At 53.2% G+C, this 15,267-nt stretch carries 13 protein-coding genes; 9 read left to right on the plus strand and 4 right to left on the minus strand.

Annotation, left to right across the window (positions count from 1 at the left end):
* Together ABSE61_RS33430 and ABSE61_RS33435 are read left to right on the plus strand one after the other, a co-directional pair.
* A partial coding sequence (locus ABSE61_RS33430; RefSeq protein WP_423875462.1) for an H-NS histone family protein occupies positions 1 to 153 on the plus strand: 153 nt, incomplete at its 5' end.
* A gap of 643 nt (positions 154 to 796) precedes the next feature.
* Positions 797 to 2,248 carry an undecaprenyl-phosphate glucose phosphotransferase gene (locus ABSE61_RS33435; protein WP_423875450.1) on the plus strand — a complete coding sequence of 484 codons (1,452 nt, stop codon included), beginning with the start codon at positions 797 to 799 and terminating at the stop codon, positions 2,246 to 2,248.
* A 171-nt stretch (positions 2,249 to 2,419) separates the two neighbouring features.
* Here ABSE61_RS33435 and ABSE61_RS33440 read toward each other — a convergent pair whose 3' ends face one another.
* The 4 genes from ABSE61_RS33440 to epsI form a co-directional block, all read right to left on the minus strand.
* Positions 2,420 to 2,791 (minus strand): hypothetical protein, encoded by a 372-nt coding sequence (locus ABSE61_RS33440; protein ID WP_423875451.1) that lies wholly within the window; start codon positions 2,789 to 2,791, stop codon positions 2,420 to 2,422.
* A gap of 377 nt (positions 2,792 to 3,168) precedes the next feature.
* Entirely contained in the window at positions 3,169 to 5,058 is a 1,890-nt protein-coding gene (locus tag ABSE61_RS33445; protein ID WP_423875452.1) for a hypothetical protein, read from the minus strand.
* A 278-nt stretch (positions 5,059 to 5,336) separates the two neighbouring features.
* On the minus strand, positions 5,337 to 6,035 hold the full coding sequence (locus tag ABSE61_RS33450; RefSeq protein ID WP_423875453.1) for a S1 family peptidase: 699 nt from the start codon (positions 6,033 to 6,035) through the stop codon (positions 5,337 to 5,339).
* Between the two features lie 56 nt (positions 6,036 to 6,091).
* Positions 6,092 to 6,796: an exosortase-associated protein EpsI, V-type gene (gene epsI / locus ABSE61_RS33455; RefSeq protein WP_423875454.1), complete on the minus strand. Its 705-nt coding sequence runs from the start codon at positions 6,794 to 6,796 to the stop codon at positions 6,092 to 6,094.
* A gap of 254 nt (positions 6,797 to 7,050) precedes the next feature.
* Between epsI and ABSE61_RS33460 the strand changes: the two genes are divergently transcribed.
* The 7 genes from ABSE61_RS33460 to ABSE61_RS33490 all read left to right on the plus strand — a co-directional run bounded on the left by ABSE61_RS33460 (position 7,051) and on the right by ABSE61_RS33490 (position 14,869).
* Positions 7,051 to 7,929 carry a SurA N-terminal domain-containing protein gene (locus ABSE61_RS33460; RefSeq protein ID WP_423875455.1) on the plus strand — a complete coding sequence of 293 codons (879 nt, stop codon included), beginning with the start codon at positions 7,051 to 7,053 and terminating at the stop codon, positions 7,927 to 7,929.
* Positions 7,930 to 7,982: 53 nt separating this feature from the next.
* A complete protein-coding gene (locus ABSE61_RS33465; protein WP_423875456.1) occupies positions 7,983 to 8,216 on the plus strand; it encodes an XrtV sorting system accessory protein in 234 nt (77 codons plus the stop codon).
* A 57-nt stretch (positions 8,217 to 8,273) separates the two neighbouring features.
* Entirely contained in the window at positions 8,274 to 9,203 is a 930-nt protein-coding gene (locus ABSE61_RS33470) for an exosortase/archaeosortase family protein (protein WP_423875457.1), read from the plus strand.
* Positions 9,204 to 9,637: 434 nt separating this feature from the next.
* Positions 9,638 to 10,201, plus strand: a complete 564-nt coding sequence (locus tag ABSE61_RS33475; RefSeq protein ID WP_423875458.1) for a PEP-CTERM sorting domain-containing protein — start codon at positions 9,638 to 9,640, stop codon at positions 10,199 to 10,201.
* A 199-nt stretch (positions 10,202 to 10,400) separates the two neighbouring features.
* Positions 10,401 to 11,111, plus strand: coding sequence for a PEP-CTERM sorting domain-containing protein (locus ABSE61_RS33480; protein ID WP_423875459.1), 711 nt, complete (start codon positions 10,401 to 10,403; stop codon positions 11,109 to 11,111).
* 1,214 nt (positions 11,112 to 12,325) lie between these two features.
* A complete protein-coding gene (locus ABSE61_RS33485) occupies positions 12,326 to 13,666 on the plus strand; it encodes a glycosyltransferase (protein WP_423875460.1) in 1,341 nt (446 codons plus the stop codon).
* A 513-nt stretch (positions 13,667 to 14,179) separates the two neighbouring features.
* A complete protein-coding gene (locus tag ABSE61_RS33490) occupies positions 14,180 to 14,869 on the plus strand; it encodes an FkbM family methyltransferase (RefSeq protein ID WP_423875461.1) in 690 nt (229 codons plus the stop codon).
* Positions 14,870 to 15,267: the final 398 nt, after the last annotated feature.

Genomic DNA, 15,267 nt, shown 5'->3' on the forward strand with positions numbered 1-15,267 from the left:
AAATACCCGAAGGTGTTACCCAAATATCGGAACCCAGCGGTTCCTTCCGAAACTTGGTCGGGGCGCGGAAAGCGTCCGCGATGGCTCGAGTCGGCCCTGAAATCGGGCGGGACTATAAAGGACTTTGCGATCCATGAGGCGCAGGCGCGTTGACGAAGATCACGATTTCACGCGACAATTCCGACCGCGCATCGTGGTGCGAAGGCGTTTGCTACTCGCGCGGCGTTGACGCGCGAACATGACGAACTGCCGGTCGCTTGGCGCTTTGCTTAACCAATGCTTTTAGGTGGCGCCTATATGGGCGCTTTCGCGCGGGTTTTGGTCGGATTTCTTATCGATTATGTCGCTGCCGATTGGGTGGTGATCGCAGTTGCCACGGGAAACTATACGCGTTTTGACTGCGGCGTTCCGAAGCGCGCAACCAAACGGCCAAGCAGACCCCGCGCTGTTAACCCGATCATATAGCCACCCTGTAAGCCAATTGCGGCGAGCAGCGCAGTCAACAAGATGGCTGAAAACGTTTGGCCGTGTGCTGACGCCCCAATGCATGAAACAAGAACCGCGGCTAACGTCACTGGAACCACAGCCAGGACCTTGTAGTGCAATCCAATCAGGATACCGATTAGGCAAGTGATACTCAGAAACATGATCGAGTCCGCAAATCGCCGCTCTAAGAGAGGCTTCTGTTGCAACACGGCGTGCCCGAGTATAGCCTGCAGGTTATTAAAGAAGCCTTAAAGGCGCCCGACACGGGGCGTCTTTCTGTTTGTTTTGGTCAGACTGAGTCGGATTTGTGATGGCGATTGGATCCAAGGCGCAAGATTTGCCCGTCTCGCCGCAGCGTACTCCGCTCGCATTCCCTTGCGAAGCAATACCATATTTGCTGTCGACCATCGATGCGCTAATCATCCTGTTTGCGGCGCTGCTTGGCTGTTTTGCTTATCATTTGATTTCCGGCACCCCCATTCCAGATCTTTCGGCCTATTTCGCCTTGGGGTTGTTTGCCAGTTTCATTCATATCGCCAGATTAAGCGCGCAGGGATATTTTGAGTTTGAAACCGCGGCAAAGCCATCCCTCGAGATAGCTGAAGTCTCAGTCGCATGGCTCGGTACTGGTCTGTTGCTTGCTTTTTTTGCGCTTCTTTTCAAAATCGGAGGGACGTTCTCGCGAGGAGCCTTCCTCATCTTCCTGTTCGCGGCGCCAATTGTCCTTCTCGCGGAACGCAAATTTGTAAAGTACCTTGTGAGGCGAGCCGTAGCGCGTGGCGCTGTGGGGCGACGCGATGTGGTGTTGCTCGGCGACGCCAATGAAGTGGAGTCGCTTGGTCCCAGCGATCTATTGTCCTTCTTTGGTGCGAGCGAGGTCCATAAATTCGTTCTGAGCACCGACGAAGATCGAGAGATTCGCAGATTTGAGGACGGCAAGACGTTCGAATTCGCTGCGAATTTCGTTCGTAGCCACGGGACAAAGGAAATCCTGTTGGCGCTACCATGGAACGACACCGATCGAATTGATTTTGTTCGCGATTATATCAAGACGCTGCCGGTTTCCGCAAAGCTTCTACCCGACAAGCAAATTCGCACGCTCAACAACTACGTTTCATCCGCGGGGCAGCGGATCGTGCTTCTTGAGATACAACGCGCGCCGCTCAGCACCACCGAGCAAAGCGTAAAGCGCACGATGGATGTTGCGATCGGGCTTCTCGCTTTGATTTTCCTTTTTCCTGTTATGGTGCTTACGGCCTTGGCGATTAAATTAGATGGCAACGGGCCCATTTTCTTCGTTCAGAATCGGAGGGGCTTCAGTGGTCGCAACTTTTCGATGTTCAAATTTCGAACAATGACCGTGCAAGAGAACGGGGAAGTAATAACGCAAGCCACTCGCAATGATCCACGTGTGACGGAAATCGGACGATTGCTTCGCGCTGCGAGTATTGACGAATTGCCACAGCTACTGAACGTCATCAGGGGTGAAATGTCTTTGGTCGGTCCCCGACCCCATGCCCTTGCGCACGACAATTACTTCGAGAGATTGCTGCAAGACTACGCCTTCCGCCATCACGCCAAGCCAGGCATGACCGGTTGGGCGCAGGTCAACGGATTGCGCGGTGCCACTCCGTCCATTGAGCAGATTGCGCAACGGGTGCAATTGGATCTCTGGTACATCAACAACTGGAGTCTTTGGCTCGACATCCAGATCTTGATCAAGACTTTGTTTGAAGTCATGCGAAACCGCAACGCCTTCTGAGGAGCCAGCCTCGTCTGCAAACGCGATTCTTCTTCTTGATTGCTACAGTCATCCACGATCGCGTGCTGTCCGTTTACTTCTTCTGCTACTGATTGTCGGTCAAGTCGCATGCTTTGCTTACTCAAGGATCCGTTAGTCTGCGCTTACTCAAGGATCCGTTAGTCTGCGAGCCTATTTTTCTTTCGGCGGGTTGGTCGATCCCGTGCGCTCGCCCGGATCCTCCGTTGTCGGCAGGCAGCCGCGGCAGATCAAAAGTTTTGCAGTAAGGCTTCTCTGCTCTTCGGCGTTTATTTGGTCCCGCATCGCCCACCAGTCTGCGGAATGGGGGCGAAGATCGGCTAAGGCTTTTTCATTCTCGATGTTTGGATCGGGTTTTGAGCGAATTTCGGTCGCGACATGGTGCACATGAGGTTTGTGGCGTACGGGTTTTGCCACAGCGCGATAGTATGCGTTCCAACCGATCGCTCCGTTGACGGGCGAATGTGAGGCGCAGTCAGACAACAGGCAGCCAGTTACAATGAGACTGAGAAAGTGCCTGATCATGCTGAACCCCTGTGCGGTAAGCAACACGAGGTCCGCAGGTGCAGATTGTGCACGATTGGTTAACCGACATTTAATGCGAGCGGTCTCCGGCCTTGCAGAAGCCTTCACCTATTTCAACGGGATTGGGCTGGCTTGACGCGCGGGGGTGGGGGGCTGGCTCTCGAATCTTGAAAAATCAGCAAGCCGCTGCAGCTCCTAATCGGGATCCGGCACGGACCCTGACGATTTCTCAGTACTTTGGGTTTGGGGAACGAGAGCATATTGCCTTTTCCCGAACACCCGAACTCTCCACTTGGGTGACGTTGCGGTTGGCCTCTTGGCTTGGGTTTCATGGCCTATCGCCACGGGTACAGAGCAGTTTAAGGCTTGAGAGGCGTTTAGTTTGCCACCCTTGCAGCGTGCTTCGGCCAGTTTGATACGATTTGCTTTGCTTCGGTTTCCAGCAGCTGCCTCTTGGCGTCCAACTCAGCGAGCACAGTCTTAAGATCGTTGTCCTCATAGAAAAAATCCGAACAGCGAGAGTTGTAGTCGACAATAAGCAGATTGTAGGCGCGAGCGTCTTCGGGATCCTGAACTTGTTGTTTGACAAAGCGAAGCCGCTCCTGCTGGAAGCGGCAATAGCGGACACCGTCCAAAGTCAAATGTTGTCCGCTTCCTATTGGCGGCATGGTTTCGCCACTCGACGTCAGGGCAGGCGCGGCGCGCAGAAGTGTTGACCAAAACAAATGCAGCTGGTCGAATTCGAGATATGTGGCGGACCCACACAGCACAGTCACCAACAACGCTGAGATTGTCCAGACAATCCGATGGCGTGTGAGCCCAATCTTTTCTAACGAGATTCGCAAGAGGCGCCTCCCAAAGGAAGCAGACAACAATAACTCCCTTCTGGGAGTTTGACCGGCACCAATGTCGGTCTTAGCGGGCTCGATTTCGATAAATGACTTCATGAAATTTAGGTCGTTCCGAAGTGCATTGAGCAACGCCGGTGCGACAGAAACACTTTCTCCATACTCGATCAAACCGCCGATAAGATGCGCCACGGCTCTAGCTGCCTCGGGCCGATTGCTAAGACGTAATGCAAAGTCTCGCAGCAACGGCCAAGCCGCGTCTCGCGCCTGTTGATTTGTCGTCTCGGTTACTCTCAGGAAGTTGGTCCAGAGTCTTTTTGCCGGATCGGTTGACAACGAACCAAAGCCATCCCGTTCCAGTACCGCAATCAGCGGATCGGGATTGCCCTCGAGCTCATTGATCGTGTCCCTTAATTTTGCAATTTCGCAATGGAACGAGAGATCCTCAATGAGACGAGCATCCTCAGCTAATTCATCAATTGTTGTAGGCACTGCGCGGAAAATGTCGCTACTGAGGTCTGCAATCTGGCTTGCCGCTTCGTAGTGCTGCTTTTCAAAGAGACCAGCAATCAGCGTCCGCAATTGATCAGTTGGCGTGTCAAAATCTAAATCGCGGCCACCGTAGTAGACGCTCCGCATCAGGAGCGGCCTGCTCGTGGACATCCAAGCCTGCATGGCGCTTACAAGCTCCTCGATCAGTAAAGCATCGTCGGGTTTTTGCAGCACCTCTGCGCAAGTGTGTGAGACCTGCTCGATGGCATCCTTTTGCAATTGGTCGACGCATCGGCGGTAAGGCCGGAGCAAGCTTCCAAGGACCTCGACGAGATTTCGCTCGCCGTGAGCAAGGACTTGTTGCGTGCAGCCCAGTACGGGTTCGATGGACCCGACAGCGGTGCAATACCCAGCAAACACCGCGGCGCAATGGATGTCGAGTAAATCATCTAAGCCTTGCCGGACGCTTATCCACGATGGACCTGGAATTCCAGCTGCTGTTCTCGCGGCCATAAGCTTTTCGTAAATCACACTTGCGTCGATGGCTGCATGGGATTCAAGCAGAGCGTAGAGTAGCGCCGCGTTTGCTGGCTGGCGGCTTACGATCTGAGCAATAAAGTTGGCCCTTGTCAGGGGCCATAGCCGATCGGCAAACAGTAGGAGCTCGTCAGTTGAGGCGGCCTCGTTGGAAAGCGCGGCATAAACCGCCTCACGTTCTCGAGGGGGACAGTCCATCGGACAACTAAGTTCGCATAGCAGTCGCCGAGTGGGGTCTCGGAGCACCTCGCGCTCAAAATTCACTATATTCGAACCAATCTGGCTTCCTTGCTGCACCTCCGGTGAATCGAGCTTGCCCGTCGGCTCGACACGAAGGATTCGAAATGGCCGATTGCGTAGATCAATTAGATTTTTGCCAACAGCTTCCATTTTCGGCTTTCGGACAGGGCCTCTCAGTTGATCTCTTTGACGGGAGCAGCTCCTTACGGGCAAACCCAAATTAACGCATTGTCGACTTTGTGCCAAGAAAGGGGAATTGGCACCAAAGCATTTGGGAGAGGCCGCGTTCTTTGCCGGGATCTCGTTGTGCTTGAAGCGGGCATTCACCCACTGATCGTCGCCAGAAAACGCGAACAGGCGATCGTAGCCGAAATGCGGTAAAATCCGAATCGATCAACGGCAGCACTGCGCGATCCGAATCTAGTACTTCAGTTTTGTAGCTCGGCCGGGATGAATTGAGCGATTGTTGAGGCTGGCACAAAATATTTAGCAACATCGATCTTCTGAGTCTTGCCGTTCACGGCACGGGATATTGTGATCTTTCTGCTGATGATTCCGAGCAGACATCGATGAAGGGTATCGAACACACCGGAGCCCGAATTTCCGGTTCGGGCTGGGTCGCCAATCACGGTGCTGAATTGACGAACGTTCGCTGGAAGATATTTGGGATCAAGAACGCGGGAACGTGCGGTACTTTTGGGTACCACGGTCACGACATCCTCGCCTGGCCAGGGTTCTTTCTTGCAAAGCGGATTTCGCCGAAGCTGCAACCGAGATGGCAGCAGCTTTTCGTCCACGGATAGCAGCGTGAGATCCGTCGTCTCCAATGAACCTTCTTTGACGATAAGGGTTGGATATTCTTGTCCCTCAATGACAACTTTGGGCCGCGTCCACCAGCCAGTTCCGACGACGTGAGCCGCAGTTATGAACACACCATTTCCGAGGTAAATGCCGCTGCCTGGCCAGGACTGGACCGGTGTTCTATGGATATTGACAGCGTAGACCAACAGGGCGTTGTCAAAGTTCTCGGCAGGGACAGGCTGGGAAAAGCCAGCGCTACAAAAGTCAAGCCCGACTAACAGCAAGCTCGACCAGAAAAGCCAGCTTTTGCTCAATGCACCGACCAAGCGTGACTCTTTTCAAGGCGCTAACGACATCGTACCTGCAGAAACTAGGAGCTCTGTCAGGACACTCCGGTAAAGAACTTTCTTTCCTGCGGTGCAACGGCCGCGAGCAAATCGCGGATGAACTCGTCCTGTAACCGATACGACGCGTCCTGAGTAAGTCCGACCGTCGACACCCTGATCAACGCCCCGTCCGGGATGATCCCGCGCAATCCATATTTTAGTCGAACAAGTTGGCGGTCGATGACCCCTGTCGTAATATCGTTTCCGACCCTCATCCAATAGCTGATCGGCTCAAATCGCGACTCCCGTTCTGCCACCAATCGTGCGACTTTGAGTGGTGGAGCGCCATCGCGATACGAAAGCGTAGCTTCGGTCTTGGCGGACACTCGGAATCCGGCGGCCGTATAGCACATCTCCGGTCGATGGGCCTTTAGTCGATAGTTCTGAACGGGGCCGTATGCAACCATCAACATCACGATGTTTCCGCGACCATCTGTGTAAGTGCGCCCAACCTCCTGGCTATAAATTCGTGTTGAATATTCATCAGGTTGCACATACCCTTCCGGTTCGCCGGGTGTGACGGGGACAACTTCGGGGACAAGGCTCCAGCTTCCAAATTGTTTGGGAATAACCCGCTGTAGGTCGAGCGAGGCGGAGGCTCGCGCCATAAGTTCATGCGGCTTCAATGCTTGTGCGAGCAGAGCCGCTCCGAGTAGAGCAATCGAAGCCAGTATGAATTGAACACGACTTATCTTCGTCATGGCTAGCCCAAGTCGCCTTTCGGCCGATCCCCGATTTGAAAAAGTATCGGTATTTTAACATCATCGTAAGCGATCTGTCGATGTAACTGGCAATTCTCATCAAGTCGACAAAATTAGCTCGACGAAAAAAGTCATGGCCCGCGGTTGTTCTCTATTCGCGCTTAGCTCTACCTGCGCACTGATAAGCAGGGTGAAACCGTTGTTTGGATTGACTTGCGAATGGTCGGTCGCGTAGACCTCGATGGAGGTTTGGGGTGAAGAACAGCTTGGGTCACAGCCTGGTGGCGATTTGGCGCACGACGATAGTTCTTGGTCTTTGCGCAGTCGCGCTGCTCGGCTGTAGCAAGCAAAACTCACAAGTGCCCACTGGACAGGTCATTGCCCGTGTCGGCGATGAGGATGTGACCAGCCAGGAACTCCAGTCTGAGTTTCGCGCGGACAATATTCCGGTCGACAAACAGAAGGATCCGGAAGTCATAAAGTCGGTATTAGGCCAACTCGTGCTGCGCAAATATTTGTTAAAACAAGCCTTAGATGCGAAACTCGACCGTGAGCCGGCGGTGCTACTAGATATCTTACGTTCGCGTGAAAAAGTTTTGGCGAACGCCTACGTTACCCGCAAGGCTGGCGAAAAAGCCACTAGCAAAGAGGATGTAGATACCTACGTCGCAAGCCATCCCCTGAAATTTGCCAATCGACAGCTTCTATCGGTCGAGCAGATTGTCTTTCCCGCCGGACCAAACGCGCAGACTGTCGTCGATGCCTGTAAAGACTCGAAGTCGCTCGACGAAGTCGACCAAAAGCTCAGTTCAATGAACGTCGCCCACGGCCGCTCAATGGGCGGTCTCAACACGGCCGATATTCCCGAGCAGCTGTTCAACCTCATTCAGGCGAAGAAGGCGGACAATATCTTCTTTTTGCGCGCCGGCGACAACGGCGTGTTTTTTAGGGTAACGGGTGAGGAACCGCGCCCCCTTGGGGGAGAGGCCGCTTCGAATGTAGCCTGGCATTTGATCATCAATGATAAGATCAACGCGGAGCTCGGTATCGCATCAGTTGCCGCTAACCTCGGGGCCAAATATCAAGGCGAGTATGCCACGATAATGTCGAACCAATCAGGCGACAAAAAATGATTGCGAGACTGTGCCGCATTTTTCAGCTCATTTATTTGTATTTATAAATAAGCATGGCGACAATCTTTGATTTCGTGACGGTTTCTTGCTTTTTCGGACTTGTCATCGCTTTCTTCCAATTCACCGATCGCAATACCCGCATCATGTTGTGGCTGCTGCCGGCCGTCATTTTGCTTGCGATCGCAAATCAAATTGGCAATAGCGGCGAACTTGCCTTAGCGACCCTCTTGATTTCGGCAAGCATCGGATACGCCATCTTGGCAATAAGAGGTGGGCGTCGTTATTGAAAGGCCTTTGCAAGCCTTGGGTTTGTGGTAAAGCTTATCGCTGGGGCTTGGGTTTTTATGACCTATTCCGATGTTTTGCAGGAAGTTAGGGATTCGCGTGCACGTTCGTGGCTTTGGCCGTCCGTGTTGGTGGGGTCGTTCCTGCTTGCGTACGCACCGACGTTTTTGGCTCTGGTCGACGGGCCTTGGCGGACCGAACAGGAAGGGCATGGACCCCTAATCATTGCGGCCTCGATTTGGCTGATTTGGCAATCGCGGACAAAGCTAAGCGCTGCGCCCATCGTACCCGCACCGATCGTTGGTTGGGCCACGCTGGTGTTTGGCCTTCTCATGATGTTTCTGGCGAGGACTCAGGACGTTCTCACCTTTGAAGCTCTGTCCGCAATTCCGGGGATCGCGGGCAGCATTCTGCTGCTGGCGGGTTGGCCGACGTTGCGCATCCTGGCTTTTCCAATTGGCTTTTTGCTGTTCGCGGTGCCGATGCCTGATTGGGCAATCGATTCCGTAACGGTGCCACTGAAGGTGTTCGTTTCCGATCAAGTGACGCGTGCCCTCTATGCCGTCGGTTATTCAGTGGCGCAAAACGGCGTCATGATCATGATCGGTAACTATGAGGTCCTGGTGAAGGACGCGTGTTCTGGGATGAATTCGATCTTTGCGCTGTCGGCGATTGGTATCTTCTATGCCTACGTGTTTCGTTGGCAAAGCAAGCTGCGTAGCCTTATTCTACTCGCCGCGATTATTCCTATAACGATCGCCGCAAACTTCCTGCGCGTCATCGCGTTGGTCTTGATCGCTTATTACGGCGGAGTGGACAAACTCGAGGGCATGCTGCACGATTTGACCGGTATCGGACTTTTCATCGTTGCGTTGCTTCTTCTATTTTTCCTCGACGGATCTTTGAGTGTTTGCGGAATGTCTTTTCGATTCTTGCGCAAGCGCCTTGCGTTCAGTGGCGCGCGGCGCGCCAGATTGACGGCCGCCTAGTCGGCAGCGATCAAACAAGCGTTGCTTCCATAACTGCTCGCGGAACTGCTTCACTCACCTGTCGCGCTCCGCATCGCAGCGTTTGGATCGAATCAAAGACCTAAACGCATCTGTGGCCGCAGCAATTGCGCAGAACTGATTGATTGATATCAGGTCGATTTGATGCGGAATTGTCACATCTATTTTTTCTTTCCCCGTCCCCAACGAGAAAGTCTCCTCGGGTTGTGTTCTAACTCGTTCATAGGTCTATTGTTCTTGCTTTGGCGGCTTTTCATTGCGGGTGCAGGCCAATTAACCGGTCTTGATGCCGTTCCGAGAAAGGCGTAATTTCGTCTTGTACTGAATCGCTGGAGCCAGCGCGTTTCAGTTTTTGCATTTTGTTCGGGGCTGTTGGTTCATTTTATTTTTGACGAATTCGTCAGGAGGGGCAATCCATGAAAATGTTAACCGCTGCCGCGCTGGCCGCTTCGATGATTGCGATTTCGGCGACGCCGTCGAACGCATTTTTCGATTTGGGCACTGATCCGACTACCGATTTTGCGATCACGGGGATCCAGCCCAATGGGACTAACTTTACGACTACTTATCAGCTGGAGCTGACACAGGGTGCTCAGTTCACCTCGGGAATTATCGACATTTCCGCCAAGCTCACTTCGTTCCAAATCCAGCTTTCGACTCAACCGGGCGGCTCCCCGATCATCGCTTCAGGCACGGGAACGGGCGCAATCGTCCAAACTGCTTCGCTTCAATATATCGATAATGTCTTCGGTACGAGCACCTTTTACCTCACGCTCAGCGGTACCGACCCACATGGTGGTCCCAGCGGTATTCCGAATGGCTTTACCGTCAGTGGAGACACGCTTACGACTACTCCTGGTGGCGCGGCTCCCAGCGCTCCCGAGCCTGCAACTTGGGCAATGATGGGTATAGGTTTTGCGTGCTTGGGCTTCCTCGCCTATCGCCGGAGGGGAAATCAAGCGGGTTTTCGACTCGCGTGATGTAGCCAAACTACTTCGAGAAAAGGCCGCCCGCTGGGCGGCTTTTTCATGGGCGCGGGAGCGCTGAATTCGACAAGACGCTTCGTTTCTGCGCCTGTGGCATTTGAGCCAGATTCACAGCATTATTTTTTCACCTTGTTGACACAGAGTCTCGCCCTTGGTCTATTGTCGTAATGCCATTAGGTTTAGGGGTGCTATCATGATGAAGTCATTGGCGACTGGTGTTTTTGCTGCGCTGTGCGTGTTAGGCTTCTCATCTGCTTCGCAGGCCATCGGCATCTTTGATCTTAACAATACAGGCGTAAATGTCTCTGGCGGCGTCGACAACTCGTGGAGCATTGTTGGCGGAACGAATTATCCCCAACTCACGTATCCCGCGCCGGCTTATACCGACACAACGAATGGCACGTTTCCGATAGGCCCTTGGGTGCCCAATACGTCGACCTCCCAATGGGATACTCCAGACAATCCCCTAAACTCGCTGCGAGACCCCTCAGTTAATGGTACGTATGTTTATCAAACTTCGTTCTTCTCGATTGGCAATAATGGATCCATTTCAGGTCAGTTTGCAGCTGACAATTATGTGTCGTTGATTACGTTGAACGGCAATACGGTCTATACGGGTTCGCCTGCCAATGAGTTCGCCGGATGGACAAGCTTCAACTACACTGGAGCCCTTAGTACCTCGGGTCCTAACCTATTTGATTTTACTGTGGTGAATCTTGCGCAGCCCCCCAGTGAAGGTGCGAATCCGACCGGTCTTAATGTCGACTTTTTGTCATCTGGTTCGATTGTAGGGGCGCCTTCCGCACCTGAGCCTTCAACATGGGCGATGATCATGCTGGGCTTTTTGGGCATCGGTCTGGTGAGCTATCGCCGCCGAGGAGGTTTAAGCCTCCGTATCGTTTAAGGCGCACGTAGTTGATCAATAACAAAGAAGAGGCCACCACGGGGTGGCCTTTTTCGTTATCGGCCGACGGTCCAACACGATGATGGCGCTGAATGCATGCCGCGGGTGACGTTCGGCCAATTCCACGCGTGATCCACTTTGAGCCGCCGCGGCTTAGATTGCTATTTCTAGGGTCCAAAATGCGAGGCGCGATCGATCCACTGAGGCTGACTACCGTGATTTGACATTCTCATCTACAGTGCCGCTGCGCCGGTTCGTCGGGGTGCCCTTCAGAGGTTTATTAGCACGATCACCAACCAGGCCAAAAAACTTATCCAGCCGAAAGTCGCGATGATAACGCCTATCAGATAGCCCACGTGGACGACGGTCAGTCGTTTTGAGGGCTTCTCAATGCCGTTAACAACATCGTTCGCGGTCATGTGGCTCACGCTCACCATTGGGTTTTCAATTGTAGTCGAGGGCGTGATCGTGACGATTAAATTTGTTTAATGGACCTTAGTTGTCCCTATTGGGCAAACAGCCTGCCAACGGCAGCGACCAGTTGCAATCGACAGTTTATATGAGTCGATTTCAGTGTTGCGAGTTAAAGGGAATGAGATGCAGGGTTTTTTGCAGCTTTTCCTCGATACTATTTTCAGCGCGGCCAATGTTAAAATCAAACCGGCGGATTGGCGAATCCGCTATTCAAAATGAACGTGCCATTTGTCCACAATGTTTTTCTAGCGCGGTTCCGCAACATTGCACCATGCGACACTGCCTGCGAAAGCGGTGGTCGTCGGGGACAACTTTCTGTTCCTCCGACGCTGCGCGCTCGCCAATACCGCGAAGCCAAGAGCCCTTATCGGAAGGAAGCGAGCCAAATGACGTTAGCTTCAGCGACATTACTGGCTATGAAAGAATTGTGGCAGGCGTGCCACAACCAACCAAATTCAAGTCTTGAGACTTCGATCTCGGGTTGATCGCCATTGCCTTCCTTAAAAAAAGGCTTCATCATTTTGTAGCGGCGGCAGAGATTCTATACGCGAGGGTACCTCCAGTTTCTTAGTATCCAGGGCCCGGCGGAATCGCAATTGATCGGGCGCGGGGCCATGTTGGAAAACGTATACCTGGATCTATCGTCTTCGACTTTAGCAGACCGAGCTGATGCTCAGCAAAATCCACCGGAAGCGATGTTGGCTCCTGAAGCTTCGCTGGGTGCCTGTTCGAAGTCCCCAATGAAGATCGCCTATCTCGTTAACCGCTATCCGGCCGTGACTCATAGCTTCATAAGGCGGGAAATTCTGGCACTCGAACGCATGGGTAATGAAATCCTGCGTATCTCGATTCGAGGTTGGTCGGAACAACAGCGCGACGAGCGGGATCAGCAAGAGCAGCTTCGCACTCGCTACGTTTTGCGAGACGGAGCATTTCCGCTGATGGAAGCATTCTTACGAACGGCGGTTCGCAATCCCCTTCGCATAGCAAAGACGATCATGCTGTTGTTTAGGATTGGGTGGCGAACAGACAGGCCTCTGCACGTTCATTTCATTTATCTGTTCGAAGCCTGCAGGATTCTACAATGGCTGCGAACAGAAAACATACAGCACTTGCATGCGCATTTCGGAACCAATTCCGCCGAGGTCGCAATGCTCGTGCATGAATTGGGGGGGCCACGTTGGAGCTTCACCGTTCATGGTCCGGAGGAATTTGACAAAGCGCGATTTATCGCTCTTTCGGAGAAAATCAAACGCGCGGCCTTTGTCGTCGCAATAAGCTCGTTCGGGCGCGGCCAATTGCTTCGCAATATTCCGCATGACCAATGGGGCAAGGTCCGCGTGGTGCATTGCGGCATTGAAGCCGATTTCTGGGCAAATCCAGTCCCTGCACCGGGTACGCCTCGGCTGGTTTGTGTGGGTCGGCTGTGTGAACAAAAAGGCCAGATGTTGCTGATTGAAGCGATGAGGCGGCTGTTCGACCGTGGGACAAGATTTGATCTCGTTATTGCTGGTGATGGCGAGATGCGAGGCGAACTTGAGGAACTGGTTGATCGGTACAAGCTGCGCGCTCATGTGCGGATAACGGGATGGATCAATGGAGATCAGGTCAAGGAGGAGATCAGTGCCGCAAGGGCGCTTGTCTTGCCGAGCTTTTCGGAAGGGTTGCCCGTCGTCCTGATGGAAGCGATGGCCCTTGGAAGGCCTGTTATCAGCACGTATGTGGCCGGAATTCCCGAATTGGTGAAATCGGGCGAAGAAGGCTGGCTGGTTCCGGCCGGTGACGTCGCCGCACTTTCCGATGCTATTGAGAAGTGTTTGGCTGCAAGCCCCGACGTTATGTCTGACATGGGCAAGAGTGCCCGGACGCGAGCCCTCCAACGGCACGATGTCTCCAAGGAGGCGACTACGCTAGATGGAATATTCAGGGCCGCAATTGACGACGCGCGGCAGTCGCAGAGGCATCGACGGCCCGTTCCGGCGCTTCTCGAAAAGCCAAAATGGTACCAAAATATTCTGTTTCCGCGCAGCAGACCCGTAAACGATGAAGCAATTCCCACAGAAGTTGCGCCGATCCGCTGAGAAGGAAACCAAGGTCGTCCGCGCCGATCCTTGAGCGGTTATTTTGGTGCGCGACGACAAGCCGGAAGGCCTATTTATCTTTTTCACCATACCGTGGGCGGTCGGCTCGGAATAATCGTCTTCACTTTTGCAAGCCGGCCAATGTGTACGCCTCTGTCGGTTCGATCGCCAACGCCACCGCCTCGGGTTTGATGTCGCTGCCGTTAGGCGTCGATGCTGGCGACGAGCCATCGGCTGAAGTGAGAACGCTCGTGCGGGAACTGCATGCTGGAAAAACTCAAGGCCGATGAAGCGCTGGAAATATGAGTCGTAGACCCAGCGCTGACGGACAACCTCGTCAGGCATGCCGTTGAGCAGCAATAATCCGAACACGAAGCGGATCTCGATCTTCGGCCGATCTTCGTCGCTATAACGGGCTTTTGTCGCTGTAAAGGACCGCGCGCAGCGGTTGAATCCAATGTTCAACCGTTTCTGACCCGTCTACAATAGTCTGACGTTGTAGGAAGAACGTCGATGTCAGCAATCTCTTCGCTAAGAATGCATTATCGCCTTTTTGGCGTTCCTGGAATACTGAAACGGGCGACAGTTGGAATAAGAGGCGGCCACCCAGAACTACTGGCTAAACTGCCCAATCGCCCCGGTGCTGTTTACGTTCGAATACACACTACCGACGTCCTTGTTTTTGAGCATGTGTTTGTAGGAGGCGGTTACGATTTTCCACTTGAGTTCAGGCCTAAAGTAATCGTCGATATTGGAGCCAACATCGGGTTAGCTTCGGTCCTATTCGCGACGAGGTATCCCGACGCCAGAATCATATCGATAGAGCCGGAACCCTCAAATTTTGCGGTGCTGGCCATGAACGCTAAAATGTTTCCGCAAATTGAACCGGTGCATGCAGCAGTGTGGAATCATTCAGATGTGGCATACATCGATCCTCAGATTCCCTACGGCCACTGCGGAGTTCAAATAAGCAGGAATCAAGCAAATGGCGTGTCGGTAAGATGTCTTACGGTTCCAGAGCTGATTGATGGATTCAATCTGCCGCGGATTGATATTATGAAGATCGACGCTGAAGGGGCCGAATGCGAAATTCTAGAGAATGCATCAGCATGGATGGACAACGTCAACCTCATCTGCGCGGAGCTTCACGAGCGGTTTTTTGATGAACTATGCTGCGCTGATCGTGTGGCGGCAGAAGTTTGATTGTCTCTCGATGGGTCATCTTGGCTTCTCACGGCCCAACTCGCTCTGCGCGGATTGAGTCAATTGAGAGCGGCCTGAATAGGCAATGGTATGAGCCGAATTCCGGCCATAGATTCGGGAGCGCTATTCCACCCAATTCACAAATAGATGGCGGTTCTCCACGGCCTCGTCGATCTTTGAGGAGCTGTGTTCGAGGTTCGAGGCCAAGTTCATGCTGTTGCTTGGCGAGCAGCCTGCGGAGGTCAGCTACAACAAATGTTGACTTCTGGACCAGTTGCCTTGCAATTTGACTGGGGTGATGCACAAGAGGGTTGAGATGGATCCGCGTTACATATTTCCGCGTTGGCTGGCCTGCTTGCAGCAGCGATCATTTTTGGCACGGTAACGGCAGTTCGTCA

Origin of the sequence: Bradyrhizobium sp. (assembly GCF_049519115.1) — a bacterium.
Taxonomy (GTDB): Bacteria; Pseudomonadota; Alphaproteobacteria; order Rhizobiales; family Xanthobacteraceae; genus Bradyrhizobium.

What these genes read in the sequence shown, in the direction of transcription:
- ABSE61_RS33435 (WP_423875450.1), top strand. Translation starts at nt 797, where the DNA reads ATGGCGATTGGATCCAAGGCGCAAGATTTGCCCGTCTCGCCGCAGCGT.
- ABSE61_RS33440 (WP_423875451.1), bottom strand. Translation starts at nt 2,791, where the DNA reads ATGATCAGGCACTTTCTCAGTCTCATTGTAACTGGCTGCCTGTTGTCT.
- ABSE61_RS33445 (WP_423875452.1), bottom strand. Translation starts at nt 5,058, where the DNA reads ATGGAAGCTGTTGGCAAAAATCTAATTGATCTACGCAATCGGCCATTT.
- epsI (WP_423875454.1), bottom strand. Translation starts at nt 6,796, where the DNA reads ATGACGAAGATAAGTCGTGTTCAATTCATACTGGCTTCGATTGCTCTA.
- ABSE61_RS33465 (WP_423875456.1), top strand. Translation starts at nt 7,983, where the DNA reads ATGGCGACAATCTTTGATTTCGTGACGGTTTCTTGCTTTTTCGGACTT.
- ABSE61_RS33470 (WP_423875457.1), top strand. Translation starts at nt 8,274, where the DNA reads ATGACCTATTCCGATGTTTTGCAGGAAGTTAGGGATTCGCGTGCACGT.
- ABSE61_RS33475 (WP_423875458.1), top strand. Translation starts at nt 9,638, where the DNA reads ATGAAAATGTTAACCGCTGCCGCGCTGGCCGCTTCGATGATTGCGATT.
- ABSE61_RS33480 (WP_423875459.1), top strand. Translation starts at nt 10,401, where the DNA reads ATGATGAAGTCATTGGCGACTGGTGTTTTTGCTGCGCTGTGCGTGTTA.
- ABSE61_RS33485 (WP_423875460.1), top strand. Translation starts at nt 12,326, where the DNA reads ATGAAGATCGCCTATCTCGTTAACCGCTATCCGGCCGTGACTCATAGC.
- ABSE61_RS33490 (WP_423875461.1), top strand. Translation starts at nt 14,180, where the DNA reads ATGTCAGCAATCTCTTCGCTAAGAATGCATTATCGCCTTTTTGGCGTT.